This window comes from uncultured Eubacterium sp. (assembly GCF_934525195.1).
Taxonomy (GTDB): domain Bacteria; phylum Bacillota; class Clostridia; order Oscillospirales; family Acutalibacteraceae; genus Eubacterium_R.
This window is the reverse complement of record NZ_CAKSZA010000004.1, coordinates 213,477-237,290: the sequence shown is the minus strand read 5'-3', so window position 1 is coordinate 237,290 and position 23,814 is coordinate 213,477. Positions and strand designations below refer to the sequence as shown.

Annotated in this window: 39 protein-coding genes; all 39 read left to right on the top strand. The window is 42.2% G+C overall.

Annotated elements, in window-relative coordinates:
• Window positions 1–251 precede the first annotated feature (251 nt).
• The 39 genes from crcB to Q0E03_RS05825 all read left to right on the top strand — a co-directional run bounded on the left by crcB (window position 252) and on the right by Q0E03_RS05825 (window position 23,812).
• Window positions 252–617, top strand: coding sequence for a fluoride efflux transporter CrcB (gene crcB, locus Q0E03_RS06015; RefSeq protein WP_297130382.1), 366 nt, complete (start codon window positions 252–254; stop codon window positions 615–617).
• Between the two features lie 75 nt (window positions 618–692).
• A complete protein-coding gene (pnuC, locus tag Q0E03_RS06010; protein WP_297130379.1) occupies window positions 693–1,367 on the top strand; it encodes a nicotinamide riboside transporter PnuC in 675 nt (224 codons plus the stop codon).
• Window positions 1,368–1,741: 374 nt separating this feature from the next.
• The gene (locus tag Q0E03_RS06005) at window positions 1,742–2,359 is read left to right on the top strand and encodes an NUDIX hydrolase N-terminal domain-containing protein (RefSeq protein ID WP_297130375.1); all 618 of its coding nucleotides are present in this window, start codon (window positions 1,742–1,744) and stop codon (window positions 2,357–2,359) included.
• Window positions 2,360–2,378: 19 nt separating this feature from the next.
• Window positions 2,379–3,362 carry a Gfo/Idh/MocA family protein gene (locus Q0E03_RS06000; protein WP_297130371.1) on the top strand — a complete coding sequence of 328 codons (984 nt, stop codon included), beginning with the start codon at window positions 2,379–2,381 and terminating at the stop codon, window positions 3,360–3,362.
• Window positions 3,359–4,123 carry an EFR1 family ferrodoxin gene (locus tag Q0E03_RS05995; protein ID WP_297130369.1) on the top strand — a complete coding sequence of 255 codons (765 nt, stop codon included), beginning with the start codon at window positions 3,359–3,361 and terminating at the stop codon, window positions 4,121–4,123. Before Q0E03_RS06000 ends, Q0E03_RS05995 begins: the two co-directional genes overlap by 4 nt.
• A gap of 127 nt (window positions 4,124–4,250) precedes the next feature.
• Entirely contained in the window at window positions 4,251–5,915 is a 1,665-nt protein-coding gene (gene ilvD / locus Q0E03_RS05990; RefSeq protein WP_297130366.1) for a dihydroxy-acid dehydratase, read from the top strand.
• Between the two features lie 19 nt (window positions 5,916–5,934).
• Window positions 5,935–6,570: a hypothetical protein gene (locus tag Q0E03_RS05985; RefSeq protein ID WP_297130363.1), complete on the top strand. Its 636-nt coding sequence runs from the start codon at window positions 5,935–5,937 to the stop codon at window positions 6,568–6,570.
• A gap of 1 nt (window position 6,571) precedes the next feature.
• Window positions 6,572–7,432, top strand: a complete 861-nt coding sequence (locus Q0E03_RS05980) for a hypothetical protein (protein ID WP_297130362.1) — start codon at window positions 6,572–6,574, stop codon at window positions 7,430–7,432.
• A 103-nt stretch (window positions 7,433–7,535) separates the two neighbouring features.
• The gene (locus Q0E03_RS05975; protein WP_367270234.1) at window positions 7,536–8,357 is read left to right on the top strand and encodes an ABC transporter ATP-binding protein; all 822 of its coding nucleotides are present in this window, start codon (window positions 7,536–7,538) and stop codon (window positions 8,355–8,357) included.
• A 521-nt stretch (window positions 8,358–8,878) separates the two neighbouring features.
• A complete protein-coding gene (gene rpsJ, locus Q0E03_RS05970; RefSeq protein ID WP_078768230.1) occupies window positions 8,879–9,196 on the top strand; it encodes a 30S ribosomal protein S10 in 318 nt (105 codons plus the stop codon).
• 66 nt (window positions 9,197–9,262) lie between these two features.
• Window positions 9,263–9,895, top strand: a complete 633-nt coding sequence (gene rplC / locus Q0E03_RS05965) for a 50S ribosomal protein L3 (protein ID WP_294836788.1) — start codon at window positions 9,263–9,265, stop codon at window positions 9,893–9,895.
• Window positions 9,896–9,912: 17 nt separating this feature from the next.
• Complete coding sequence (rplD, locus tag Q0E03_RS05960; RefSeq protein WP_297130358.1) at window positions 9,913–10,536, top strand: 50S ribosomal protein L4; 624 nt, start codon at window positions 9,913–9,915, stop codon at window positions 10,534–10,536.
• Window positions 10,536–10,832 (top strand): 50S ribosomal protein L23, encoded by a 297-nt coding sequence (rplW, locus tag Q0E03_RS05955; protein ID WP_177664947.1) that lies wholly within the window; start codon window positions 10,536–10,538, stop codon window positions 10,830–10,832. Before rplD ends, rplW begins: the two co-directional genes overlap by 1 nt.
• Window positions 10,833–10,946: 114 nt before the next feature.
• Entirely contained in the window at window positions 10,947–11,780 is an 834-nt protein-coding gene (gene rplB / locus Q0E03_RS05950) for a 50S ribosomal protein L2 (RefSeq protein ID WP_294836792.1), read from the top strand.
• A gap of 19 nt (window positions 11,781–11,799) precedes the next feature.
• On the top strand, window positions 11,800–12,072 hold the full coding sequence (rpsS, locus tag Q0E03_RS05945) for a 30S ribosomal protein S19 (RefSeq protein WP_078768225.1): 273 nt from the start codon (window positions 11,800–11,802) through the stop codon (window positions 12,070–12,072).
• A 17-nt stretch (window positions 12,073–12,089) separates the two neighbouring features.
• Window positions 12,090–12,428: a 50S ribosomal protein L22 gene (gene rplV, locus Q0E03_RS05940; protein WP_178667029.1), complete on the top strand. Its 339-nt coding sequence runs from the start codon at window positions 12,090–12,092 to the stop codon at window positions 12,426–12,428.
• 18 nt (window positions 12,429–12,446) lie between these two features.
• Entirely contained in the window at window positions 12,447–13,136 is a 690-nt protein-coding gene (rpsC, locus tag Q0E03_RS05935) for a 30S ribosomal protein S3 (protein ID WP_294836793.1), read from the top strand.
• Window positions 13,136–13,558, top strand: a complete 423-nt coding sequence (gene rplP, locus Q0E03_RS05930) for a 50S ribosomal protein L16 (RefSeq protein WP_078768222.1) — start codon at window positions 13,136–13,138, stop codon at window positions 13,556–13,558. Before rpsC ends, rplP begins: the two co-directional genes overlap by 1 nt.
• Window positions 13,558–13,761, top strand: a complete 204-nt coding sequence (gene rpmC / locus Q0E03_RS05925) for a 50S ribosomal protein L29 (protein WP_078768221.1) — start codon at window positions 13,558–13,560, stop codon at window positions 13,759–13,761. Before rplP ends, rpmC begins: the two co-directional genes overlap by 1 nt.
• 18 nt (window positions 13,762–13,779) lie before the next feature.
• Window positions 13,780–14,034, top strand: coding sequence for a 30S ribosomal protein S17 (gene rpsQ, locus Q0E03_RS05920; protein WP_294836794.1), 255 nt, complete (start codon window positions 13,780–13,782; stop codon window positions 14,032–14,034).
• 112 nt (window positions 14,035–14,146) lie between these two features.
• Window positions 14,147–14,515: a 50S ribosomal protein L14 gene (rplN, locus tag Q0E03_RS05915; RefSeq protein ID WP_078768219.1), complete on the top strand. Its 369-nt coding sequence runs from the start codon at window positions 14,147–14,149 to the stop codon at window positions 14,513–14,515.
• Window positions 14,516–14,529: 14 nt separating this feature from the next.
• The gene (gene rplX, locus Q0E03_RS05910) at window positions 14,530–14,835 is read left to right on the top strand and encodes a 50S ribosomal protein L24 (RefSeq protein WP_294836795.1); all 306 of its coding nucleotides are present in this window, start codon (window positions 14,530–14,532) and stop codon (window positions 14,833–14,835) included.
• A gap of 19 nt (window positions 14,836–14,854) precedes the next feature.
• Window positions 14,855–15,397 (top strand): 50S ribosomal protein L5, encoded by a 543-nt coding sequence (rplE, locus tag Q0E03_RS05905; RefSeq protein WP_297130354.1) that lies wholly within the window; start codon window positions 14,855–14,857, stop codon window positions 15,395–15,397.
• Window positions 15,398–15,409: 12 nt separating this feature from the next.
• Entirely contained in the window at window positions 15,410–15,595 is a 186-nt protein-coding gene (locus Q0E03_RS05900; RefSeq protein ID WP_078768217.1) for a type Z 30S ribosomal protein S14, read from the top strand.
• Between the two features lie 36 nt (window positions 15,596–15,631).
• Window positions 15,632–16,030, top strand: a complete 399-nt coding sequence (gene rpsH / locus Q0E03_RS05895) for a 30S ribosomal protein S8 (RefSeq protein ID WP_078768216.1) — start codon at window positions 15,632–15,634, stop codon at window positions 16,028–16,030.
• 15 nt (window positions 16,031–16,045) lie between these two features.
• Window positions 16,046–16,588, top strand: coding sequence for a 50S ribosomal protein L6 (rplF, locus tag Q0E03_RS05890; protein ID WP_297130351.1), 543 nt, complete (start codon window positions 16,046–16,048; stop codon window positions 16,586–16,588).
• An 18-nt stretch (window positions 16,589–16,606) separates the two neighbouring features.
• Window positions 16,607–16,966, top strand: a complete 360-nt coding sequence (rplR, locus tag Q0E03_RS05885; protein WP_078768214.1) for a 50S ribosomal protein L18 — start codon at window positions 16,607–16,609, stop codon at window positions 16,964–16,966.
• 19 nt (window positions 16,967–16,985) lie between these two features.
• Window positions 16,986–17,489, top strand: coding sequence for a 30S ribosomal protein S5 (rpsE, locus tag Q0E03_RS05880; RefSeq protein WP_078768213.1), 504 nt, complete (start codon window positions 16,986–16,988; stop codon window positions 17,487–17,489).
• A 15-nt stretch (window positions 17,490–17,504) separates the two neighbouring features.
• Window positions 17,505–17,675 (top strand): 50S ribosomal protein L30, encoded by a 171-nt coding sequence (rpmD, locus tag Q0E03_RS05875; protein WP_078768212.1) that lies wholly within the window; start codon window positions 17,505–17,507, stop codon window positions 17,673–17,675.
• 14 nt (window positions 17,676–17,689) lie between these two features.
• Window positions 17,690–18,133 (top strand): 50S ribosomal protein L15, encoded by a 444-nt coding sequence (gene rplO, locus Q0E03_RS05870; RefSeq protein WP_294836797.1) that lies wholly within the window; start codon window positions 17,690–17,692, stop codon window positions 18,131–18,133.
• On the top strand, window positions 18,134–19,486 hold the full coding sequence (gene secY, locus Q0E03_RS05865; RefSeq protein WP_297130346.1) for a preprotein translocase subunit SecY: 1,353 nt from the start codon (window positions 18,134–18,136) through the stop codon (window positions 19,484–19,486).
• Between the two features lie 17 nt (window positions 19,487–19,503).
• The gene (locus Q0E03_RS05860; RefSeq protein WP_177664964.1) at window positions 19,504–20,136 is read left to right on the top strand and encodes an adenylate kinase; all 633 of its coding nucleotides are present in this window, start codon (window positions 19,504–19,506) and stop codon (window positions 20,134–20,136) included.
• Between the two features lies 1 nt (window position 20,137).
• Window positions 20,138–20,887 carry a type I methionyl aminopeptidase gene (gene map, locus Q0E03_RS05855; RefSeq protein WP_297130343.1) on the top strand — a complete coding sequence of 250 codons (750 nt, stop codon included), beginning with the start codon at window positions 20,138–20,140 and terminating at the stop codon, window positions 20,885–20,887.
• 90 nt (window positions 20,888–20,977) lie between these two features.
• Window positions 20,978–21,196, top strand: a complete 219-nt coding sequence (infA, locus tag Q0E03_RS05850) for a translation initiation factor IF-1 (protein ID WP_078768207.1) — start codon at window positions 20,978–20,980, stop codon at window positions 21,194–21,196.
• Window positions 21,197–21,215: 19 nt separating this feature from the next.
• A complete protein-coding gene (gene rpmJ / locus Q0E03_RS05845) occupies window positions 21,216–21,329 on the top strand; it encodes a 50S ribosomal protein L36 (RefSeq protein WP_021951166.1) in 114 nt (37 codons plus the stop codon).
• A gap of 32 nt (window positions 21,330–21,361) precedes the next feature.
• A complete protein-coding gene (gene rpsM / locus Q0E03_RS05840) occupies window positions 21,362–21,730 on the top strand; it encodes a 30S ribosomal protein S13 (RefSeq protein WP_177664968.1) in 369 nt (122 codons plus the stop codon).
• Window positions 21,731–21,749: 19 nt separating this feature from the next.
• A complete protein-coding gene (rpsK, locus tag Q0E03_RS05835) occupies window positions 21,750–22,145 on the top strand; it encodes a 30S ribosomal protein S11 (RefSeq protein ID WP_078768205.1) in 396 nt (131 codons plus the stop codon).
• A 20-nt stretch (window positions 22,146–22,165) separates the two neighbouring features.
• Entirely contained in the window at window positions 22,166–22,792 is a 627-nt protein-coding gene (rpsD, locus tag Q0E03_RS05830) for a 30S ribosomal protein S4 (RefSeq protein ID WP_297130339.1), read from the top strand.
• 63 nt (window positions 22,793–22,855) lie between these two features.
• A complete protein-coding gene (locus tag Q0E03_RS05825; protein WP_294836802.1) occupies window positions 22,856–23,812 on the top strand; it encodes a DNA-directed RNA polymerase subunit alpha in 957 nt (318 codons plus the stop codon).
• Window positions 23,813–23,814: the final 2 nt, after the last annotated feature.

Below are 23,814 nucleotides of genomic sequence, written 5' to 3'. Positions count from 1 at the left end.
AGCAGGTGATGTAGAACACGCTGGAAATGTAGTTGTGAAAATGAAAAATTGAAGTAGTTCGATAACTTCAAGTTTGTCAACTTGCCCTTTGAGAGAAGAGAAATTCTTTTCTCAAAGGCTTTTTTGATTTTATGGATATTAACAAACCACAAGCCTTATGCACTCGGTGAAGTTGTTGCAAAATATGTCACGGTTGTATAAAGCTTTTTCTTATGGTATAATGACTTTTATTAATAATTAAGGAGACTGAAATGAATTTTTTGTTTGTAGCACTTGGCGGTGCGCTCGGTGCGGTTTTACGCTATGCCATAAGTTTGATACCCGTTAAAACGGATTTTCCGATTTTGACCCTTGTCACAAACATTGTCGGTGCGGTTGCTATCGGCTTTATTGTCGGCATTGTCAGCGAAAAAGAAAACACATCTCCAAACACCGTGCTGTTTTGGAAAACCGGTGTTTGCGGCGGTTTCACAACATTTTCAACCTTTTCGCTTGAGGCTGTCACCCTGTTTGAAAACAAAATGTATTGCTTCGGCGGATTGTATATTGCATTGAGCGTGGCTTTTTGTTTGCTTGGCGTGTTTTGCGGAAAACGGCTTGCAAGCCTTGTTGCATAGCGAAATATGTTTATATCGCTATAATGTTTCTGTTGTACACAAAAAGTAATGTTTTATGATGAAAATATATAATATATGAGTAATCCGTTTAAAAGCTTTAAGAGAAAAGAGTGGGTGCTGTGGATTGTGTCACTCGTGTTGGTAATAATGTCAAATCTCCTGTCGGGAGATGTTGATGTTCTTACGCTGTCGGCGGCGTGCGTGGGTGTAACCTCGCTTGTCTTTGCGGCAATAGGCAATGTGTGGGCACCGATTCTTATGATTGCATTCAGCATATTTTACGGCATTATCTCTTGGAAGTTCAGATATTGGGGAGAGGTAATTACATATCTCGGTATGACGATGCCTATGGCGATTTGGTCAACGATAACCTGGATTAAAAACCCTGCCAAAAACGGAAAAGAGGTTGCAATTCAAAAACTTACAAAAAAGCATTTCTTGTTGGTTGCCCTCTCCACCGTGATTGTTACGGCGGTGTTTTATGTGATTTTGGCAAAACTCAACACGCCTAACATTGTATTCAGCACCATATCAATAACAACAAGTTTTGTTGCGGCGGCACTGACTATGCTTCGCTCGTCATATTACGCCGTAGGTTATGCGGCAAACGATATTGTGCTTATCGTTTTGTGGGTGCTTGCGTCAATAAAAAATCCCGAATACATTCCCGTTGTTGTGAATTTTGCGATTTTCTTTTTCAACGATATGTACGGTTTTGTCAGTTGGAAGAAAAGAGAAAAAACTTGTTGATGTAAATTTCTTAATATTTTGGCTGTTGAGAAAGGTTCTGAATTTCGTTTTCTTGCGAAGGAAGATGTACGGTGGTACCTCGACTGAACAAAAAACGAAAAACGCCAAAAGTACCGCAAATTCGATATTTGCGGTACTTTTACAATCCCTCCGAGCGCGATAAATCGCACCCACCGTCTCACCTGCCGGTTCGGTCGGTGCTTCTGCATTAAAATGCAGAGGTCTCCACAGGAGACCCGCACCCTTTACACAAGGGAGGCATTAAGCGGTTAGTTTATTTTATTGGCGTGGTTCAGGGGCTTTATCGACAGCATAGGCTCTTGATTTTTTCGAGAGCTTTTTTTATAATGAAATTATATTAAGGCGGTGAAAAAATGAACGATAAATGGCTTGATTTTGCAATGCGTATTCAGTTTATTGCGCAGGCGGGTTTGCAATACGGCAAGGATAAGTTTGACAAAGAACGATACGAGGAACTTCGCAGAATATCGGCAGAAATGTTATCGGTTAAAACAGATGTTTCCGTTGAAAAAATAACGGATTTGTTTTGCAATGAAAGTGGCTATCAAACGCCTAAGGTTGACACGAGAGCTGCGGTGTTTGTTGACGGCAAAATCCTTATGGTGCACGAAAACAACGGCACTTGGTCGCTCCCGGGCGGATGGTGTGATGTCGATCAATCCGTTGCTTCAAATACCGAAAAGGAAGTACGGGAAGAAACAGGATTTACCGTTTCCTCTCAAAAAATAATTGCCGTTCAGGATTGGAGACTCCATAATGTGACAAATTATATCTACGGCGTTGTTAAAGTGTTTGTTCTTTGTAAATACGAAGGCGGAAGCTTTCAAGAAAATATTGAAACCACCGAAATCGGATTTTTTGACCGTGAGAATATTCCCGACAATCTTGCCGTGGAGAAAACAACAAAAGAACAGATTTTGATGTGCTTTAGCTCGTACGAAAATATATATTCACCTACACTTTTTGATTAATTAAAGGAGAAATGTCAAAATGAAAAACATTAATTGGGCGGTTCTCGGTACGGGAGTTATAGCAAACGAAATGGCTGTTGCTTTGCGGAAAAACGGCAAAAGCATTTATGCGGTTGGCAACAGAACTCACGAAAAAGCTGTGGCGTTTGCCGAAAAATACGGCATCGGCAAGGTGTACGATGATTTTAACGATATGTTCACCGACCCGAATGTTGATGTTGTTTACATCACAACTCCGCACAATACTCATATTGAATTTATGAAAAAGGCAATAGCAAACGGAAAGCACATTCTTGTTGAAAAGTCTGTTACGCTCAATTCTTCCGAACTCGACGAAGCATTGAAGCTTGCAGAAGAAAAGGGTGTCATCGTTGCCGAAGCCATGACGATTTATCATATGCCGATTTACAAAAAGCTTAATGAAATTCTTGCGTCGGGCAAGCTCGGACGGGTTAATCTTATTACAACAAATTTCGGCAGTTTTAAGGATTATAATATGAAAAACCGATTTTTTAATCGTTCTCTTGCTGGCGGTGCAATGCTTGATATCGGCGTTTATTCGCTGTCGTTTGTTCGTTGGTTTTTCGACTCAAAGCCCGACAGTGTTTTGTCACAAATGAAAAAAGCGCCGACAGGTGTTGACGAGCAGGCAAGTATGCTCCTTACAAACAAAGAGGGACAAATGGCAACCGTTATGCTTTCACTTCATTCAAAACAGCCTAAGCGTGGCATGGTGTCGTGCGAAAAGGGATATATTGAAATTATGGAATATCCGAGAGCGTGGGAAGCAACAATTACTTATGCCGAAAGCGGCGAAACCGAAACGGTATCGGCAGGTAAGCACGAGGACGCCCTTGCCTATGAACTTGAAGATATGGAAAAGGCAATTTTGAGCGAGGCAAACGATATGCACCTTGACTACACCAAGGATGTAATGAATATTATGACCGATTTCAGAAGAAGTTTTGACCTTACCTATCCCGAGGAGGAAAACAAGCAATGATTTTATGTTTTTCGGGCACGGGCAACAGCCGATATGTTGCCGAATTCATTGCCGACAAACTCGGTGATACCGTTGTTGATTTGAACGAAAAAATAAAGAACGGCGACAATTCTCCAATCATCGTGAACGGCAGGTTGGTTATTGCCACACCTACCTATGCGTGGAGACTTCCCCGTGTCGTTACCGAATGGATTGAAAAAACCGATATAACCGCCACCGATGGAGTTTGGTTTGTTATGACCTGTGGCGGTGAAGTCGGCAATGCCGAAAAATTTAACAAGCTCCTTTGCAATCAAAAGGGCTTTGATTACAAGGGTACAGCTCAAATTGTTATGCCTGAAAATTACATTGCAATGTTTGATGCACCGCAGGTTGATGAGGTAAAGCAGATTGTGGCAAATTCAATTCGTGATATTGAAAAAACAGCGGAGCAAATCAAAAACGATAAGCCGTTTAAGACCTTGAAAACCTCGCTGATTGATAAGTTGTACAGCGGAATTGTAAACGATGCGTTTTATCCTATGTTCGTAAAATCAAAGGCTTTTTATGCAACCAATGATTGCGTAGGCTGTGGCAAGTGCGTCAAGCTTTGTCCGCTCAACAATGTCAAACTCGTTGACGGCAAGCCTGTGTGGGGGAATAATTGCACTCATTGTATGGCGTGCATTTGCTATTGCCCAAAGGAAGCGATAGAATACGGACGCAAGAGCCAAGGCAAGCCACGCTATCATATAGAAAATGTGTTTGATAACAGAAATTAACCGCTTTAGGCAATAGCTAAATCATTTAAAAAATAAAAATATATTGAAATTAATCTATATAAATAATATAATATACATAATAAGCATTTATAATTTATTCTATAACAAATAACAAAGAGGTAAAAAAATGAGGTCAGATTTAATCAAAGAGGGACCGTCAAGAGCCCCTCATCGTTCTCTGTTGCGAGCTCTCGGTATTGATGAACTCGAAATGAAAAGACCGTTCGTAGCTGTTGTTAACTCAAAGAGCGACTATATTCCGGGTCATATGCACCTTGACAAAATCGCAGAGCAGGTTAAGGCAGGTATTCGTAACGCAGGCGGTGTTCCGTTTGAATTCAACACAATCGGCGTTTGCGACGGCATTGCAATGAATCACAAGGGTATGAAGTATTCGCTTTGTTCCCGTGAACTTATTGCAGACAGCATTGAGGTTATGCTTACCGCACACCCTCTTGATGCTATTGTTTTTATCCCTAACTGCGACAAAATCGTTCCGGGTATGCTCCTTGCGGCTTGCAGACTTAATCTGCCTTGCATATTCATCAACGGTGGTCCAATGCTTCCGGGTAAAAGCACAGAAACAAAAAATCCTATCGGACTTTCCGAGCAGTTTGAATATGTCGGTGCAAATGCAGTCGGCAAGATGTCACTTGAAAACCTTGAACAAACAGCATTTACCGCTTGCCCGACTTGTGGCTCTTGTTCGGGTATGTACACGGCAAATTCTATGAACTGCCTCACAGAGTCTATCGGTATGTCACTTCCGGGTTCGGGCACAATTCCTGCGGTTTATTCCGCTCGTCTTCGCCTTGCAAAGATGGCAGGCGAAAGAGTTATGGACCTCCTTAAAGAGGACATCAAGCCGTCGGATATTATCACAGAAAAAGCAATCCAAAATGCTATGCGTACCGATATGGCAATCGGTTGCTCAACAAATACAATTCTCCACCTTACGGCTATTGCTCATGCGGCAGGTCACGACATTGATTTGTCCGACCTCAACGAAATGGGCAACACCACTCCGCAGATTTGTAAACTCAATCCGGCTTCGTCTGTGTTCATTACAGACCTTAATGATGTTGGCGGTATGCAGGCTGTTATTAAGGAACTTGCTTCAGGCGGACTCATCAATACAGATTGCCTTACTGTTAACGGTACTGTTGCAGACAGAATTTCAAAAGCTCCGGATGCAGACGGCGTTGTTATTCGTAAGCTTGATGACCCATTCTCAAAGGACGGCGGTATCGCTGTTCTTAAGGGTAACCTTGCCGAAGAGGGTGCCGTTGTTAAAAAAGGTGCTGTTGCTCCTGAAATGATGCAACACAAAGGCCCTGCAAAGTGCTACAACTCCGAGGAGGAGGCTATTGCCGCTATCACAGGCGGTAAGGTTGTTGCGGGCGATGTTGTCGTTATCAGATACGAAGGTCCAAAGGGTGGTCCGGGTATGAGAGAAATGCTTTCTCCAACATCTGCGATTATCGGTATGGGACTTGGTTCAAAGGTTGCACTTTTGACAGACGGTCGTTTCTCCGGTGCTACAAGAGGTGCTTCAATCGGTCACGTAAGTCCTGAGGCTGCAGTCGGCGGAACTATTGCACTTGTTGAAGACGGCGACGAAATTGAAATTGATATTCCTGCAAGAGTTCTCCGTGTGAATGTTTCGGATGAGGTTTTGGCAGAGAGAAGAAATAATTGGTCTGCTCCTGAGCAGAAATTGACAGGTTATCTCAAGAGATATGCACAACACGTAACCTCAGGTTCTCGTGGTGCGGTTTTTGAGGATGATTAATATTTGGTGAGTCCTTTCTATGAAAAAGTCTAAGGCACAAAATAAGAATAAGCCTAAGGGTACGGCATATCCATATTTATACCGCACCGTTTCGTTTGTACTTTTGTCATTACTTTTGTTTGCTCCGCTTATGCTGATTGGTCTTGATGAAGCCAAAAACACTGTTCAGGATGCACAAAACTATTTAAAAATCGGTTATAACGATTTGCAAATTGAAAAAGTTGAAAGCGATAAAATCGGTGAAGATTTTATTGATGACATCGAGTTTGGTTCGTTTGTCGGCACAATCAGTTGTGAGAGAATCGGGTTTAACGAAGATGTATATTATGGCTACAACCGTGTTTCAATGCGCAACGGCGGCGGGTTGGACAGCAGGTCGTATCTTTTTGGTATGGGCGGAGCGACAAAAGTTGCAGGCTATTCGTCCAACTTCGGCTCGTTGTATAATGTCAAGGAAAATGACGTTTTTGATGTGCATTCCAATCTCGGTGATTTTAAGTACAAGGTGTATAAAACCGAATTTGCCGATTCTGCCGAAGATACAAAGGGCGACGTTTTAATTCTTGGCACTGCAAAGTCAAACAAAGCGTTTTCGGCTCTTGCCGATGAACATTATTATGTTTATGCCTCATTGACAGACGGGGAGGTGCAGTGATATGAATAAGGACGCAGTTTCTCGCAGCAAAAAAAGGTCGGTGCTTTCGTTTCTTTTGTATTTGTGTGTCACATTGGTTGCTTTGTGCACTGTGTTTTTGTCAGTCACAGCCAATCCCAATACATTTATAAAAGAATTTACTCAACCGTCGTATATTGCAGACGTCAAGGATGATGTGTTGCAGTTTACACGTGATTTGTGCTTTAATAATTCTTTGCCTGACGATTTTTTAGACACCACTATTACTTATGATAAAATATATAATTTAGAAAATGCCTATGTTTATGGTGAACTTGGCAATTCGCAGGAGTTCACCGCTGAAAGTTATTCGGGATTGCTCAGCCAATTCAAGGATGATGTGGCTGCGAGCGTAAACGATATGGTAAGCACCCAAGGCATTGAGATAGAAGAAACCGTAAAGGATACTGCGGTTGACACCTTTGCTCAGCAAGTTGCGAATTATACCGCAAAAGCTACAAGCTTTGGTTATATGCGACAGGTTAAGAGCTTTTGCAATTTGTCAAAAACCGTATGCAGTATAGTGATAATTGTTTGCTTGATTGCGGGTATAGGATTGGTGATTGCCATATTCTCGGGCACATCACGAAAGTATCGCGCAACAAGGTCTTTGTCGTATGCGTTTTCGTCATCGGCTGTTATGAATTTGATTGTGGCATTGGCTATATATATAGTGAAATTAACAAAAACATTGGTTATTTATCCAACGTATCTTGTGGATGTGTTCTTGAGGTGGGTTGATGATTCGTTCAACTCCGTATTGACATGTGCGGGAATACTCGCTATAATCTTTGTTGCGTTTGCCTGTGTTACATTGAAAATGAAACGTGACAGTCAACGTTAAACTTATACCTATATATTTATATTTAGATATTAGATATTATTAATATAAAACTATCATTAAAGCTATGCTGTATAGCCTTGCAGTGAGAAAAAGAGGTTGAAATATGGAAAAGAATATTGACAATACTGCTATTCCGGAAACTAATCAAGCAGAGGAAAAAATTGACGACCGTCCTGTTGTTATCGATGTTGACCATATCGATATGGAATTTATTCTTAACAAGCAGAAGGTTGACAACTTAAAGGAATTTGTTATTCGTAAAATAAAGGGCAATATCGAGGTCGCTAAGTTTAAGGCTCTTGATGACATCACTTTCCAGGTTAGAAAGGGTGAGCGTCTTGCTATTATGGGACTTAACGGTGCGGGCAAGAGTACGCTCCTCAAGGCAATCGTCGGCGTATATAAGCCAACGGCAGGTAAGGTAACAAAGCACGGCGTTATGGCTCCGCTTATTGAACTTGGCGCAGGATTTGACCCTGAGTATACAGGTAAAGAGAATATTTATCTTTACGGTGCGATTCTCGGATACAGCAGAGAATTCCTTGACACAAAGATTCAGGATATTATTGATTTCTCTGAACTTGGCGATTTCATCAATGTTCCGCTTAAAAACTATTCTTCGGGTATGAGATCCCGTCTTGGCTTCTCAATCGCAACGGCAGTTGAGCCTGATATTCTCATCCTTGACGAAGTTTTGTCGGTTGGTGACGCAAAGTTCAGACGCAAATCTCTTGCAAAAGTTCAGTCAATGTTTGACCACGGTGTAACCGTATTGTTTGTTTCTCACAGCATCGACCAGGTTCTTGCAATCTGCGACCGTGCAATTCTTCTTCAAAAGGGCAAAATTATTGCCCAGGGCACAGCAGAAGAAGTTGCTGCTGTTTATGAAGAAAAAACAGGCAAGGGTCCAAAAAATAAGAATTAATTGGAGTGGTAGGGTAACCTGCCACTTCTTTTACTGTATATAGTATAGAAGCGTACGAGAACTACAATATATAGTTTAAATTTTGCCTTGTGCAAATCTAACAAACTTTAAAAATAAAATTTGTAAAAACAGCCGAAAAATATTTAAAAAAGTTTTAAAAAAGCCTTGACATTGACACCCCTATATATTATAATAGTCGCACGTGTGGTGAACTGCGTATATTGAAGTTATATATTATATATAACATATACGGTTTGACTGCACAACATGATATGCGATGATGTTGGAGGTTGCGCTGAACCCGGCGGTAATTTCAACGGAGTATGTCCGAGTTTTAAACACGGGCGAAACTAATCTAAGCTAAGACTACGACAGGTAACTTGCGAATGCCTGCGTGTGTAGGCTCATTCTGCGCCCGGATGAATATTTCATTCGGCTTTTAAATACAGAGGGGTGGAAACACACGGCTTCGTGGTTAAGGATTAGAACTCGCACCACTAAATTTCAATGGAGGAATTAAAATGGCAGCAAGTAAAGTCAAGATTAGAATCAGACTTAAAGGCTATGATCACAGCATTGTTGATCAGGCTGCAGAAAAGATTGTTGAAACTGCAAAGAGAACAGGCGCTCAGGTAAGCGGTCCTATCCCTCTTCCAACAGAGATTGAAAAGGTTACAATCCTTCGTGCTACTCATAAGTACAAGGACAGCCGTGAGCAGTTTGAACAAAGAACACACAAAAGACTCATTGACATCCTTAGACCTTCAAACAAAACAATTGAAGCTCTTCAGGGTCTTGAGCTCCCAGCCGGCGTAGATTTGGAAATCAAAACAAAATAATTCAAATCAAAAACGGTTGAGGTCATGTTGGGGGTACCCAACCAATAACCAAAGGAGGAAATACAAATGAAGAAAGGTCTTATCGGTAAGAAAATCGGCATGACTCAGATCTTCGACGAAGCAGGCAACGCAGTTCCTGTAACAGTAGTTGAAGCTGGTCCATGTGTGATTACCCAGAAGAAGACAATGGAAAACGATGGCTACGAAGCAATTCAGGTTGGTTTCGGCGACGTTAAGGTTGCAAGAGTAAACAAGCCTATGAAGGGTCACTTCGACAAAGCAAACGTTGCTCCAAAGAAAACACTCAAAGAATTCCGTCTTGACGACATCTCAGAAATGAATGTCGGCGACATCCTCAAAGCAGACGTTTTCGCTGCAGGCGATGTTGTAGATGTTAAGGGAACAAGCAAGGGTCACGGAACAGCCGGCGCAATCAAGCGTTGGAACTTCGCAAGACTCCGTATGAGCCACGGTACAGGTCCTAACCACCGTCACGCAGGTTCACTTGGCGCTTGTTCAAGCCCTTCAAGAGTATTCAAGGGCAAGAAGATGGCAGGTCACTACGGTCACGAAGCAGTAACAGTTCAAAACCTCAAGGTTGTTAAGGTTGATGCAGAATCAAACCTTATCGCAATCAAGGGTGCAATCCCTGGTCCTAAGGGCGGAATCGTTGTTATTGCTGACGCAGTAAAAGCTTAACGAAAGGAGAGGTATAAATGGCACAGGTTCAGGTTTATAACCAAGAAGGAAGAAAGACTTCCAAATTAGAGCTTGCTGATTCAGTTTTCGGTATCGAACCAAACGCTGACGCAATGCACTTAGCAGTAGTTAGCTATCTTGCTAACCAAAGACAAGGAACACAGTCAACTCTCACTCGTTCAGAAGTAAGCGGTGGCGGTGCAAAGCCTTGGAGACAAAAGGGCACAGGTCGTGCTCGTCAGGGTTCAACAAGATCTCCACAGTGGACACACGGTGGTATCGCTCTTGGTCCAAAGCCAAGAAAGTACAAGGTTGAACTTAACAAGAAAGTAAAAAGACTTGCTATGAAGTCAGCTTTGTCAACAAAAGTTGCTGATGAAGAAATGATGGTAGTAAACAAGGTTGAGCTTGAAGGCATCAAGACAAAGGCTATAGTTGAAATGCTTGCAAAGCTTAAGGCTGCAAAGAAGACACTCATCGTTACAGACGGTGTAGATGAAGTAATCTACAAGAGTGCTCGTAATATCGAAGGCGTTAAGGTTGTTACAGTTAACACACTTTGTGTATATGACATTCTTAATTGCGATTCATTCGTTGTTCTCAAGGACGCAGCAAAGAAAATTGAGGAGGTATACGCATAATGAAAGCAGCACAGGATATTATCCTTAAGCCAATCATCACTGAAAACTCAATGATGGGCATTATGGAAAAGAAATATACCTTCAAGGTAGCAAAGACTGCAAACAAAATTGAAATTGCTAAGGCAGTTGAGGAAGCTTTCCCTGGCACAAAGGTTGCTAAGGTAAACACAATGAACGTTCGTGGTCGCAAGCGCAGACAGGGTTACAACGTTGGCTACACTCCATCTTGGAAGAAGGCTATCGTAACCTTGACAGAAGATTCAAAAGAAATCGAATTCTTCAGTGATATGATGTAATCACAATATAATAAGTAATATATACCTATTATATATAAGCAACAGAAACAAATGAATGATGAGGTATGAAAGGTGCCATCCTTTCGCAAAGTTATTCATGGTAAGGAGATTATAATGGCAGTTAGAAATTATAAGCCGACTACCCCTTCAAGAAGAAATATGTCGGTTATTGATTATTCTTCTCTCTCAAAAGTTGCTCCTGAGAAATCACTTCTTGAACCATTGAACAAGAAGTCAGGTCGTAACTCATACGGAAGAATCACTGTTCGTCATCGCGGTGGCGGAAACAGAAGAAAGTATCGTGTAATTGACTTCAAGAGAAACAAGTTTGACGTTCCTGCAGAAGTTAAGACTATCGAATACGATCCAAACAGATCAGCTCATATTGCACTTATTCAATATGAGGACGGTGTAAAGAGCTACATCACAGCTCCTGAAGGTCTTAAAGTAGGTGCAACAGTTGTTGCAGGTACTGATGTAGACATCGTAGTTGGTAACGCTCTTCCACTCGAAAATATCCCTGTTGGTACAATCGTACACAACGTAGAGCTTTATCCGGGCAACGGTGCTCAGCTTGCTCGTTCAGCAGGTAACAGCGCACAGCTTATGGCTCTCGAAGGTCCTTATGCACTTCTCAGACTTCCTTCAGGCGAGTTGAGAAATGTTCCAAAGCAGTGCATCGCAACAATCGGTGCAGTAGGCAACTCAGACCATGCAAACGTTAAAATCGGTAAAGCCGGTCGTAAGCGTAACATGGGTTGGAGACCAACAGTTCGTGGTTCTGTAATGAACCCTAACGATCACCCTCACGGTGGTGGTGAAGGTAAGTCACCTATCGGTCGTCCGGGTCCATGTACTCCATGGGGCAAGCCTGCTCTTGGTTATAAGACACGTAACAAGAAGAAGGCATCTAACAAGATGATCGTTCGTCGCAGAAACAGCAAGTAAGAGGAAAGGAGAAGATTAAATGAGTAGAAGTACTAAAAAAGGCGCATTCGTTGAAGACAGTCTTTACAAGAAGGTTGAAGCTCTTAACGAAAAAGGCGACAAGCAAGTTATTAAGACTTGGTCAAGAAGTTCAACAATCTTCCCTGAATTCGTAGGTCACACATTTGCTGTACACGACGGAAGAAAGCATGTTCCTGTATATGTTACAGAGGATATGGTTGGACACAAGCTCGGTGAATTTGCACCGACAAGAACATTCAGAGGCCACGCAGGCACAAAGACCGGTAAGTAATTGAAAGGAGATTTATGATGGAAGCAAAAGCAAAAGCAACTTATGTTCGTATGTCTCCGAGAAAGGTTCAGATCGTTCTTGATCTTATCAGAAACCAACCTGCAGACAAGGCTATGGCTATTCTTAAGTTCACACCAAAAGCTGCAACAGAGCCTGTATCAAAGGTTCTCAAGTCAGCTATGGCAAACGCTGAGAATAACTACAATATGGACGTAACAAGATTGTATGTAAGCGAAGCACATGTCGCTCCGGGCCCAATTCTCAAGAGAATTCAGCCAAGAGCTCAGGGCAGAGCATACAGAATTAACAAAAGAACATCACACATTACCCTTGTTCTCAAGGAAATGGAAGACTAAGCGAGGAGGAAAAGTTAAATGGGACAGAAATGTAATCCAACCGGTTTAAGAATCGGCGTTATTAAAGACTGGGACTCTCGCTGGTATGCAAAGAAAGGCGAATTCGGCGACATTCTTGTTGAAGATTATAATCTTCGTCAGTATTTGTTGAAGTCACTTTACAGCGCAGGTGTTCCAAAGGTAGAAATCGAAAGAGATACTAAGAGAGTTAGAATCAACATTCACTGTGCAAAGCCTGGTATGGTTATCGGTAAGCAGGGCGCAGAGATTGAAAAGCTCAAGGCAACTTGTGCAAAGAAGCTCGGCAAGGATCCTTCCGAAGTATTCATCAACATTGTTGAGATTAAGCAGCCTGACGTTAATGCTACTTTGGTAGCACAGTCAATTGCTCAGCAGCTCGAACGCAGAGTTGCATTCAGAAGAGCAGTTAAGGGTGCAATCAGAAACACAATGAGACTTGGTGCTCGTGGTATCAAGGTTATGGTTTCAGGCAGAATCGGCGGTGCTGAAATCGCAAGATCTGAAACTTATAAGGAGGGTACAATTCCTCTACAAACAATCCGTGCTGACATCGACTACGGCACAGCAGAAGCTGCTACAACATACGGCAGACTCGGTGTTAAAGTATGGATCTATCAGGGCGAAGTTCTCAGAGAATCTCGCAATAAGAGAAGAAGAACAAATCGCAAGGAAGGGGGAAATAAATAATGCTCTTACCTAAGCGTGTAAAACACAGAAAGCAACACAGAGGTCGTATGACAGGTGTGGCTACAAGAGGAAATAAGGTATCATACGGTGAGTATGGTCTTGCAACAACAGAGCCAGCATGGATTACAGCAGCTCAAATCGAAGCAGCCCGTATCGCTATGACCCGTTACACAAAGCGTGGTGGTAAAGTTTGGATTAAGATTTTCCCAGACAAGCCAATCACAGCAAGACCTGCCGATACTCGTATGGGTAAAGGTAAAGGTAATGTTGACTACTGGGTAGCAGTAGTTAAACCGGGAAAGGTTATGTTTGAACTTGCAGGCGTTAGCGAGGATGTTGCTCGTGAAGCTATGAGACTTGCAGCAAACAAGCTTCCTGTAAAATGTAAGTTTGTTAAAAAAGAAGAGGGAGGAGAGCAGTAATGAAAGCATCAGAAATCAGAGAACTTTCTGCAGAGCAGAGAGCTAAGAAGCTCGTTGAGCTTAAAGAAGAACTTTTCAATCTTCATTTCCAGCAGGCTATCAATCAGCTCGAAAACCCTATGAGAATTAAAGCAGTCAAGAAAGATATCGCTCGTATCAAGACAGTTGAGAGAGCTATCGAACTTGAAAATGCTAATTCCTAATAAGGAGGTAACTGATTAATGGAAAGAAACCTCAGAAAAACTATGATTGGTGTTGTTACATCTGACAAGATGGACAAGACAGTAGTTGTTACTATCAAAGACAGAGTTAAGCACCCTCTTTACAATAAGATTGTTGATAAGTCTGTTAAGTATAAGGCACACGACGAGAAAAACGAATGCGGCGTTGGCGATAAGGTTCAGATTATGGAATGTCGTCCAATGAGCAAGGATAAGAATTGGCGTGTAGTTGAAATTATCGAGAAGGCTAAATAATCGTTACGATTTACAGCTTTTAAGAATATTAGAAAGTCTATTAATTTAGTCAAAAAAATAATAACTGCAACTTAGCAAAGTGTTATTTTGCAGTACGAAGGAGGTAAACACTGTGATACAACAAGAAAGTCGTTTGAAGGTTGCCGACAACACAGGCGCTAAGGAAATCCTTTGCATCCGTGTACTTGGCGGTTCAGGCAGAAGATACGCCAACATTGGTGATGTCATCGTAGCATCTGTTAAAAAGGCTGCTCCGGGTGGTATCGTTAAGAAGGGCGAAGTTGTTAAAGCAGTCATCGTTCGTACAACTAAAGGTGTACGTCGTGATGATGGTCAGTATATTCGTTTTGACGAAAATGCTGCCGTAATTATTAAGGAGGATAAAACTCCTAAAGGCACCCGTATTTTTGGCCCCGTAGCAAGAGAGCTTCGTGAAAAAGATTACATGAAGATTCTTTCTCTCGCTCCGGAAGTACTTTAATGGAGGTGCACAAGATGAAGAAAATGTTTGTTAAGACAGGAGATACCGTTCAGGTACTTTCCGGTAAGTCAAAGGGCGTTCAGGGCGAGGTTATCGCTGTAAGTCCTGCTGAGAACAAGGTTATCGTTAAGAAGGTAAACATTGTTACAAAGCACATCAAGCCATCAAAGGTTGGCGAGACAGGCGGACTTGTAGAGGTTGAATCTGCTCTCTATGCATCAAAAGTTCAATTAGTTTGCCCTAAGTGCAATGAGTCTACAAGAGTAGGCCACAAAAAGGGCGGCATCCGTGTTTGCAAGAAATGCGGAAACGAGTTTTAAGAAAGGGAGGACATAACAAATGGCAGCAAGACTTAAAGAAGTATATAGTTCTGAAGTTGCTCCTGCATTGATGAAGAAGTTCGAATACGATTCTGTTATGCAAATCCCAAAGCTTGACAAGATTGTAATCAATGTTGGATGCGGCGAAGCTCGTGAAAATTCAAAGGTAGTTGATTCTATCATTAATGACCTCACACAAATCGCAGGTCAAAAGCCTATCGTATGTAAGGCTAAAAAGTCGGTAGCTAACTTTAAGCTCCGTGAAGGTATGCCAATCGGCGTAAAGGTAACTCTCAGAGGCGAAAGAATGTATGAATTCCTCGACAGATTTTTCAATCTCTCACTTCCAAGAGTTCGTGACTTCAGAGGTATCAATCCAAACTCATTTGACGGTCGTGGCAACTATGCTATGGGTATCAAAGAGCAGTTGATTTTCCCTGAAATCGATTACGACAAGATTGACAAGGTTCGTGGTATGGACATCATTATGGTTACCACAGCAAACACAGACGAAGAAGCAAGAGAGCTCCTTAAACTTATGGGCGCTCCTTTTGCAGAGTAAGGAGGGATTATCGTGGCAAAGACATCAATGAAAGTTAAGCAGCAAAAGCCTGCAAAGTATTCAACAAGAGAATACAACAGATGCAAGATCTGCGGTAGACCTCATGCTTATCTTCGTAAGTACGGTATATGCCGTATCTGCTTCAGAGAACTTGCTCACAAGGGTGAGATTCCTGGAGTTAAAAAATCATCTTGGTAAATCGAGAATTGCTAAATTTATAAGGAGGAAATATCAATGCATATTACAGACCCAATCGCTGATATGCTTACAAGAATTCGTAACGCGAACTCAGCAAAACACGAAACAGTAGATATTCCTGCATCAAATATGAAGAAGGCAATCGCTCAGATTCTTCTTGATGAAGGCTATATCGCATCATATAAAGTAATCGAAGACGAAAAGCAGGGTGTTATTCGTGTAACACTCAAGTACGGTGAGAACAAATCACAGGTTATCACCGGCTTGCGCAGAGTTTCTAAGCCGGGCCTTAGAATCTACTCAAATGTAGAGGATATGCCAAAGGTTATGAAGGGACTCGGCATTGCAATCGTTTCAACATCAAAAGGTATAATGACAGACAGAGAAGCTCGCAAGCAAAACGTTGGCGGCGAAGTATTAGCATTTGTTTGGTAAGGAGGTGCAGTTAGGATGTCACGTATCGGTTTAAAGCCTATCGTAATTCCTGCCGGCGTTGAAGTATCAGTAGACGCAGAAAACACTGTAACCGTTAAGGGACCAAACGGTACTCTTACTCAGGATGTTAACAAGGACATCACAGTTACAATCAAAGGCAGCGAGATTACATTTTCAAGACCATCAGACGACAAGGATCACAGAGCTATGCATGGCTTGTACAGAGCACTTGTTGCAAATATGGTTGCAGGTGTAACAGAGGGCTTCAAGAAGAACCTTGAAGTTAACGGCGTTGGTTACAGAGTATCAGCTTCAGGCAATACTCTTACAATGAACCTCGGTTTCTCACACCAGGTTATTATGGAAGCTCCGGAAGGAGTTAAGGTAGAATGCCCAAGCGCAAACGCTATCATCATTAGCGGTGCAGACAAGCAGGCTGTTGGTCAGTTCGCAGCACAAATTCGTGAAAAGAGACCACCGGAGCCATATAAGGGCAAGGGCATTAAGTATGCTGAAGAGCATATTCGCCGTAAAGAAGGCAAAGCAGGTAAGAAATAAAGAAAGGAGTGAATTACAATGGTTTCAAGACAAGATTCTAACATCGCAAGAAAGAAGCGTCACGTTCGTGTACGCGGTAAGATCAGCGGTACTGCTGAGTGTCCAAGACTTAACGTATATCGCTCCCTTGCAAATATCTATGTTCAGCTTATTGACGACGTTGCAGGTGTAACACTTGCTCAGGCTTCAACAGTTGAAAAGGACTTTGCACAGTACGGCGGTAACGTTGAGGCAGCTAAGGCTGTTGGTAAGAAATTAGCAGAAAGAGCCACAGAGAAGGGCATCAAGGAATGCGTATTCGATCGTGGCGGTTACGTATATCACGGTCGTGTAGCTGCTGTTGCAGAAGGCGCTCGTGAAGGCGGACTTGAGTTCTAAGGAAGGGAGATTAATTATTATGAACAATAAAATTGATGTATCTTCAATGGAACTTGAAGAAAGAGTAGTTACTATCAATCGTGTATCAAAGACTGTAAAGGGCGGTAGAATTTTTAAGTTCGCAGCTCTCGTAGTTGTTGGTGACGGTAACGGACTTGTAGGCTTCGGTATCGGTAAGTCAGGCGAAGTTCCTGATGCAATCCGTAAGGGTATCGAAGATGCAAAGAAGAATGTAATTAAGGTTTCACTCAGAGGAACAACAATTCCTCACGAAATCAAAGGTAAGTTTGGCGCAGGCGAGGTTCTCCTTATGCCGGCTCCAAAGGGTACCGGAGTTATCGCAGGTGGACCTGTTCGTGCTGTTGTTGAAACAGTAGGTATCAAGGATATTCGTACAAAGGCTATCCGTTCAAACAATCCTTGCAACGTAGTAAGAGCTACAATCAACGGCCTCAGCCAGCTCAGAACTGCTGAAGAAGTTGCAGCTGTACGTGGCAAGAGCGTTAAGGAAATAGTAGGTTAAGGAGGAATTTGATTTATGAAAATCAAGCTTACAAAGAGCTTAATTGGTTGCAAGAAGGATCAAATTGCTACCGCTCACTCACTTGGTCTACGCAAGATCGGTAACGTTACAGAACAACCTGATAACGCACAAACACAAGGTAAAATCAAGAAGATTTCTCACCTTGTTACAATCGTAGAAGAATAAGGGGAGGTGCTCAAATGAAATTACATGAACTTTCTCCTGCAGATGGCTCAAAGAAGGCAGTCAAGAGAATTGGTCGTGGCGCAGGTTCAGGCCAGGGTAAGACAGCCGGTAAGGGTCACAAAGGTCAAAAGGCACGCTCAGGTTACAGCAGAAGACCTGGCTTTGAGGGTGGTCAGATGCCACTTCAAAGACGTGTTCCAAAAAGAGGTTTTAACAACATCTTTGCAACAGAATACGCTACTGTAAATGTTTCAGACCTTGAAAAGAGATTTGAAGCAGGCGCAACTGTTGACGCAGAAAGCCTTGTAGCTTGTGGTCTTCTCAAGAAGACACTTGATGGCGTAAAGGTTCTCGGTAAGGGCGAAATCACAAAGTCTTTGACTGTAAAGGTTGACGCAATTTCTGAGTCCGCAAAGGCAAAAATCGAAGCAGCTGGTGGAACGGTGGAGGTGCAGTAAATGATTAAAACCATCATTAATGCATTCAAAATCCCGGAAATCAGAAAAAAGCTTTTGTTTACTGCTTTTATCATTCTTATTTTCAGAATCGGTTCGGTTATCCCTGTTCCGTTCGTAAATATCGTTGACGAAATCGACGTTGGTAAGGGCAACACAATTATGACTTATTTGAGCTTGATGACAGGTAGTGCTTTCACATACGGAACTATCTTCGCTATGTCAATCACTCCGTACATCAACTCATCAATCATCATTCAGCTCTTGGCAGTTGCCATTCCTGCTTTGGAAAATCTCCAAAAGGAAGGCGAAGAAGGCAGAAAGAAGATTACTGCAATCACAAGATTCTTGACTGTCGCACTTGGTTTGCTTCAGTCACTTGCATATTTCTTCTATCTTCGTGCCAACAACTTGCTTGCAACTGATGCAAGCGGTGCTGCATACACAGGCTTTGACGCTGTATTCCAAGCAGTAGTAATTATTGCTGTTCTTACAGCCGGCACAGCTGTTATTATGTGGCTCGGTGAGCAGGTTTCAATTCAGGGCATCGGTAATGGTATTTCTATCATCCTCTTTGCCGGAATTGCATCTCGTTTCCCAACAATTATTAAGCAGTTGTTCCAATATATCTCAACAGGCAGAACTGTTTATAAAGTTCTCGTTCCTGTTGTATGCGTAATCTTCATTCTTATGATTGCGTATATCGTATTGCTCGACAATGCTGAAAGAAGAGTTCCTATTCAATACGCAAAGCGTGTTGTCGGCAGAAAGATGTATGGCGGTCAAAATACACATATGCCTATCAAGGTTAATATGTCAGGCGTACTTCCAATCATCTTCGCTTCATCAATACTTTCTCTTCCTGGTACAGTTCAGATGTTCCTTGCAAGCAGTAAGTATGAAGGCACTTTCTGGGAGAAGTTCTTTAAGGCTTTCCAGAGTGACTCATGGTGGTATGCAGGAATGTACTTCATTTTGATTATTTTCTTTGCTTATTTCTACAGTACAATTCAGTACAACCCAATCGAAATGGCAAATAATCTTCGTAAGAACAACGGTGTTATCCCTGGCATTCGTCCGGGTAGACCAACATCAGACTACATTTTGAGAATCATCTCAAGACTCACCCTCATCGGTGCGTTGATGATTTCTGTAGTTGCGTTGTTCCCAATCATTTACTCACTTATTTGCGATGCTGCTATCAAGCCTCTCACCGACGCTCCGGACACCACAGGCGGTATGTCCATTACAATGGGTGGTACATCACTCATCATCTTGGTTGGTGTTGCTCTTGAGACAGTTCGTCAATTAGAGTCACAAATGGTTATGCGTCATTATAAAGGCTTCCTTGATTAATCGAAAGGATTTATGATATGAAACTTATTCTTTTAGGAGCTCCGGGTGCCGGCAAAGGTACTCAAGCAGAAAAGATTTGTGAAAAATTAAATATTCCTGCAATTTCAACGGGTAACATTCTCCGTGCCGCTGTTAAGGACGGCACAGAGATGGGTCTTAAGGCTAAAAGTTATATGGATGCCGGTCAGCTCGTTCCTGATGAAGTTGTTATCGGAATTATCAAGGATCGTCTTAATGACGATGATTGTAAAAACGGATTTATTCTCGACGGATTCCCTCGTACAATTCCGCAGGCTCAGGCTTTGCTTGACAGCGGTGTAGATATTGATAAAGTTATTGATATTGAAGTACCGGATGAAGCTATTACAAAGAGAATGTCCGGACGCCGCGTTTGCTCAAAGTGTGCAAACTCCTACCATATTGAGTACAAAAAACCAAAGGTAGACGGAATTTGCGATGCTTGCGGCGGAGAATTGATTCAGCGTAAAGACGACGCTCCTCAGACTGTTCTTGACCGTCTTGTTGAATATCACAAGATGACAGAACCGCTTAAAGGATTTTATGAGAATCTCGGTAAGCTTAAGGTTGTTGAAGGTCAAGAAGATGTAGCTGATACAACAAAGCTCGTTTTTGCCGCATTGGAGGATTAACATGATAGTGCTAAAAAGCAGTCGTGAACTCGAGCTTATGAAAGAAGCTTGTATAATTTCGGCTCAGGCATTACAGGTGGCAGGTGAAGCCGTTAAACCCGGTGTCACAACATGGGAGATTGATAAAATCGCTTATGATTTTATCAAGAAATGTGGGGCTACCCCTAATTTCCTGAACTATGGCGGATATCCTGCTACCGCATGTATATCTATAAATGATGAAGTAATCCACGGTATTCCAAGTAAAGATAGAGTTATAAAAGATGGCGACATCGTTTCTATTGACTTGGGTGCTGCAAAGCACGGATATAACGGCGACAATGCTGCTACTTTTATCTGCGGGACTTGCTCTCCCGAGGTAAAGCGGCTGGTGGACACAACAAGAGAATCTCTTTATAAGGGAATCGAAGCTGCTGTCCCGGGCAACAGAATCGGCGATATAGGCCACGCTGTACAAGAATATTGCGAAGCTCGTGGATATGGTGTTGTTCGTGACTTTGTAGGTCACGGCGTTGGCACAAAACTTCATGAAGAACCAAGCGTACCGAACTTCGGACACGCAGGTCGTGGTATCCGACTATCACCCGGAATGACATTGGCAATTGAACCGATGATAAATCTGGGAACCTATAAGGTTAAACAGCTCTCTGACGGATGGACTGTAAAGACCTGTGACGGCAAACCGGCAGCTCACTTTGAGCACACCATTGCCATTACATCAAACGGTCCGGTTATCTTGACAAGGGCTTAACGGTAGGCGAGTTGAATTGCAGGCGATTACGCCGTAATGTGATTCCAGATAGAAACAACATCATACTAATATAATTAGCGAGGTAAAATGATGTCTAAGTCAGATATGATAGAAGTTGAAGGTACTGTGGTTGAATTGTTACCTAACACAACTTTCAAGGTAGCGTTGCAAAACGACCACATTATTACAGCCCATATCAGCGGAAAGCTCAGAATGAACAACATTCGCATTCTTCCCGGTGATAAGGTAACAATGGAAATGTCACCGTACGACTTAACTAAGGGTCGTATCATTTGGCGTTCAAAGTAAATTTAAGGAGGATATTCAAATGAAAGTTAGACCTTCTGTAAAGAAAATTTGCGATAAGTGCAAAGTTATTAAGCGCAATGGAAAAGTAATGGTTATCTGTGAAAATCCAAAGCACAAACAGCGTCAGGGCTAATCCTGAACTAATAATCGGAGGTAAACTGTAGTATGGCACGTATTTCAGGTGTTGACTTACCTAATGACAAGAGAGTTGAAATCGGTCTTACCTATATTTACGGTATAGGCAAAACAACTTCAGACAAGATCATCGAAGCAACAGGCGTTAATCCAGACACACGTTGCAGAGATTTAACAGAAGAAGATGTAAAGAAGCTTAGCGATTACATCACTCATAACCTTGATGTTGAAGGTGACTTGAGAAGAAAAGTTGCGTTCGATATTAAGAGACTTAAAGAAATCGGTTGCTACCGCGGAACTCGCCACATCAAGGGTCTTCCTGTAAGAGGACAGACTTCTAAGAACAATGCGAGAACACGCAAGGGTCCAAAGAGAACCGTAGCAAACAAGAAGAAGTAAAGTAGGAGGAATATTCAGTATGGCTACTAAGAAGACAGCTTCTCCACGCAAAAGACGTGAGAAGAAGAATATTGAGCGTGGTGTTGCTCATATTCAGTCAACCTTCAACAATACTATCGTAACAATCAGCGACACACAGGGCAACGCAGTATCATGGGCTTCAGCCGGTGAAATGGGTTTCCGTGGTTCAAAGAAATCAACTCCGTTCGCAGCACAGACGGCAGCAGAAACTGCAGCTAAGATTGCAACAGAGCATGGTATGAAAACTGTTGAAGTTTATGTTAAGGGTCCGGGCGCAGGTCGTGAAGCAGCTATCAGAGCACTTCAGTCAGCAGGCCTCGATGTAAGTCTTATTAAAGATGTTACTCCTATCCCACATAACGGATGTCGTCCGCCAAAGAGACGTCGTGTATAATTTATTGGAGGTTACTTGATATGGCAAGATATACAGGACCTGCTTGTAAGCTTTGCCGTCGTGAAGGAAAAAAGCTTTTCCTCAAGGGCGACAGATGTTATACAGGCAAATGTGCATTGGAGCGTCGCTCATATGCACCTGGCCAGCATGGTCAAAATCGTAAAAAGACTTCAGAATATGGTTTGCAGCTTCGTGCAAAGCAGTCTGCTCGTAGATATTATGGTGTAAGCGAAGTTCAGTTCCATAAGTATTTCCTTATGGCTGAGCGTAAGGAAGGCGTTACAGGTACAAACCTTCTTCAACTTTGCGAAAGCCGTCTTGACAATATCGTTTACACAGCCGGCTTTGCAAGCTCAAGAGCACAGGCTCGTCAGCTCGTAAATCATGCTCACTTCACCGTTAACGGTTCAAAGGTTGATATCCCATCATACCTCGTTAAAGTTGGTGATGTTATTGCTGTTAAGGATACAAGCAAGTCAACAGATGAGTTTAAGACTCTTGTTGAATCAAATGCTTCTCGTCCTGTTCCAAAGTGGATTGACGCAGATTCAGCCGCTATGACAGCAAAGGTTGTTGCAGTTCCTGAAAGAGAAGAAATCGCAACACCTGTTGAAGAGCACTTAATCGTTGAGTTCTACTCTAAATAATAAGCTGATTATATTGGTTTGTTATTTAGCGAAAACAAAGCTATATATTTAGGAGGCTTTTAGATGATTGAAATTGATAAGCCTAATATCGAAATAGTAGATTTATCTACTCAGGGAAGCAGAAGCGTAGGCAGATTTGTTGTTGAACCTCTTGAGAGAGGCTTCGGCACAACTCTCGGAAACTCAATGAGAAGAGTTCTTCTCTCATCACTTCCGGGTTACGCAATTACTTCTGTAAAGATTGACGGTGTACAACACGAATTTTCAACAATTCCTCACGTAAAAGAGGATGTTACTGAAATTGTTCTTAACCTCAAAAATGTAATCCTCAAGATTCACGATGAAGAACCTAAGACTCTTTACATCAATGCAAAGGGCGAGGGCGAAATCACAGCTGCTGATATCGAACACGACGGCAGCGTTGAAATCTTGAATCCAGAGCTTCATCTCGCTTATCTTGATGAAGGCGCTGAAGTTGTTATGGAACTCACAGCAGACAACGGTAGAGGATATGTTCCTTGCGACAGAAATAAGCAAATTATGGAACTCCCAATCGGCACTATTGCCATTGACTCTATCTATACACCTGTATTAAAGGTTAATTACACAGTAGAGAATACTCGTGTAGGACAACAAACTGATTTTGACAAACTCATCCTTGATGTTGAAACTGACGGAACTATCCCGGCAGACGAAGCTGTTTCGCTTGCCGCTAAGATTCTCAACGAGCATCTTAACCTTTTTGTTGACCTTTCTGAAGAAATGGGCAACGCTGAAATCATGGTTGAAAAAGACGATGACGGAAAAGAAAAGGTACTTGAGATGACTATTGAAGAACTTGACCTTTCAGTTCGTTCATTCAACTGCTTGAAGAGAGCAGGCATCAACACAGTAGGGGATTTGATTGGCAAATCTGAAGACGATATGATGAAAGTCAGAAACCTTGGTCGTAAGTCACTTGATGAAGTAATTGGTAAGCTTGCTTCTCTTGGTTTCAAACTTAGCAAGGAAGAAGACTAAAG

Bases quoted from the DNA above. Each gene is read 5' to 3' on its own strand.
- crcB (WP_297130382.1), top strand. From the start codon at position 252: ATGAATTTTTTGTTTGTAGCACTTGGCGGTGCGCTCGGTGCGGTTTTA.
- pnuC (WP_297130379.1), top strand. From the start codon at position 693: ATGAGTAATCCGTTTAAAAGCTTTAAGAGAAAAGAGTGGGTGCTGTGG.
- Q0E03_RS06005 (WP_297130375.1), top strand. From the start codon at position 1,742: ATGAACGATAAATGGCTTGATTTTGCAATGCGTATTCAGTTTATTGCG.
- Q0E03_RS06000 (WP_297130371.1), top strand. From the start codon at position 2,379: ATGAAAAACATTAATTGGGCGGTTCTCGGTACGGGAGTTATAGCAAAC.
- Q0E03_RS05995 (WP_297130369.1), top strand. From the start codon at position 3,359: ATGATTTTATGTTTTTCGGGCACGGGCAACAGCCGATATGTTGCCGAA.
- ilvD (WP_297130366.1), top strand. From the start codon at position 4,251: ATGAGGTCAGATTTAATCAAAGAGGGACCGTCAAGAGCCCCTCATCGT.
- Q0E03_RS05985 (WP_297130363.1), top strand. From the start codon at position 5,935: ATGAAAAAGTCTAAGGCACAAAATAAGAATAAGCCTAAGGGTACGGCA.
- Q0E03_RS05980 (WP_297130362.1), top strand. From the start codon at position 6,572: ATGAATAAGGACGCAGTTTCTCGCAGCAAAAAAAGGTCGGTGCTTTCG.
- Q0E03_RS05975 (WP_367270234.1), top strand. From the start codon at position 7,536: ATGGAAAAGAATATTGACAATACTGCTATTCCGGAAACTAATCAAGCA.
- rpsJ (WP_078768230.1), top strand. From the start codon at position 8,879: ATGGCAGCAAGTAAAGTCAAGATTAGAATCAGACTTAAAGGCTATGAT.
- rplC (WP_294836788.1), top strand. From the start codon at position 9,263: ATGAAGAAAGGTCTTATCGGTAAGAAAATCGGCATGACTCAGATCTTC.
- rplD (WP_297130358.1), top strand. From the start codon at position 9,913: ATGGCACAGGTTCAGGTTTATAACCAAGAAGGAAGAAAGACTTCCAAA.
- rplW (WP_177664947.1), top strand. From the start codon at position 10,536: ATGAAAGCAGCACAGGATATTATCCTTAAGCCAATCATCACTGAAAAC.
- rplB (WP_294836792.1), top strand. From the start codon at position 10,947: ATGGCAGTTAGAAATTATAAGCCGACTACCCCTTCAAGAAGAAATATG.
- rpsS (WP_078768225.1), top strand. From the start codon at position 11,800: ATGAGTAGAAGTACTAAAAAAGGCGCATTCGTTGAAGACAGTCTTTAC.
- rplV (WP_178667029.1), top strand. From the start codon at position 12,090: ATGGAAGCAAAAGCAAAAGCAACTTATGTTCGTATGTCTCCGAGAAAG.
- rpsC (WP_294836793.1), top strand. From the start codon at position 12,447: ATGGGACAGAAATGTAATCCAACCGGTTTAAGAATCGGCGTTATTAAA.
- rplP (WP_078768222.1), top strand. From the start codon at position 13,136: ATGCTCTTACCTAAGCGTGTAAAACACAGAAAGCAACACAGAGGTCGT.
- rpmC (WP_078768221.1), top strand. From the start codon at position 13,558: ATGAAAGCATCAGAAATCAGAGAACTTTCTGCAGAGCAGAGAGCTAAG.
- rpsQ (WP_294836794.1), top strand. From the start codon at position 13,780: ATGGAAAGAAACCTCAGAAAAACTATGATTGGTGTTGTTACATCTGAC.
- rplX (WP_294836795.1), top strand. From the start codon at position 14,530: ATGAAGAAAATGTTTGTTAAGACAGGAGATACCGTTCAGGTACTTTCC.
- rplE (WP_297130354.1), top strand. From the start codon at position 14,855: ATGGCAGCAAGACTTAAAGAAGTATATAGTTCTGAAGTTGCTCCTGCA.
- rpsH (WP_078768216.1), top strand. From the start codon at position 15,632: ATGCATATTACAGACCCAATCGCTGATATGCTTACAAGAATTCGTAAC.
- rplF (WP_297130351.1), top strand. From the start codon at position 16,046: ATGTCACGTATCGGTTTAAAGCCTATCGTAATTCCTGCCGGCGTTGAA.
- rplR (WP_078768214.1), top strand. From the start codon at position 16,607: ATGGTTTCAAGACAAGATTCTAACATCGCAAGAAAGAAGCGTCACGTT.
- rpsE (WP_078768213.1), top strand. From the start codon at position 16,986: ATGAACAATAAAATTGATGTATCTTCAATGGAACTTGAAGAAAGAGTA.
- rpmD (WP_078768212.1), top strand. From the start codon at position 17,505: ATGAAAATCAAGCTTACAAAGAGCTTAATTGGTTGCAAGAAGGATCAA.
- rplO (WP_294836797.1), top strand. From the start codon at position 17,690: ATGAAATTACATGAACTTTCTCCTGCAGATGGCTCAAAGAAGGCAGTC.
- secY (WP_297130346.1), top strand. From the start codon at position 18,134: ATGATTAAAACCATCATTAATGCATTCAAAATCCCGGAAATCAGAAAA.
- Q0E03_RS05860 (WP_177664964.1), top strand. From the start codon at position 19,504: ATGAAACTTATTCTTTTAGGAGCTCCGGGTGCCGGCAAAGGTACTCAA.
- map (WP_297130343.1), top strand. From the start codon at position 20,138: ATGATAGTGCTAAAAAGCAGTCGTGAACTCGAGCTTATGAAAGAAGCT.
- infA (WP_078768207.1), top strand. From the start codon at position 20,978: ATGTCTAAGTCAGATATGATAGAAGTTGAAGGTACTGTGGTTGAATTG.
- rpmJ (WP_021951166.1), top strand. From the start codon at position 21,216: ATGAAAGTTAGACCTTCTGTAAAGAAAATTTGCGATAAGTGCAAAGTT.
- rpsM (WP_177664968.1), top strand. From the start codon at position 21,362: ATGGCACGTATTTCAGGTGTTGACTTACCTAATGACAAGAGAGTTGAA.
- rpsK (WP_078768205.1), top strand. From the start codon at position 21,750: ATGGCTACTAAGAAGACAGCTTCTCCACGCAAAAGACGTGAGAAGAAG.
- rpsD (WP_297130339.1), top strand. From the start codon at position 22,166: ATGGCAAGATATACAGGACCTGCTTGTAAGCTTTGCCGTCGTGAAGGA.
- Q0E03_RS05825 (WP_294836802.1), top strand. From the start codon at position 22,856: ATGATTGAAATTGATAAGCCTAATATCGAAATAGTAGATTTATCTACT.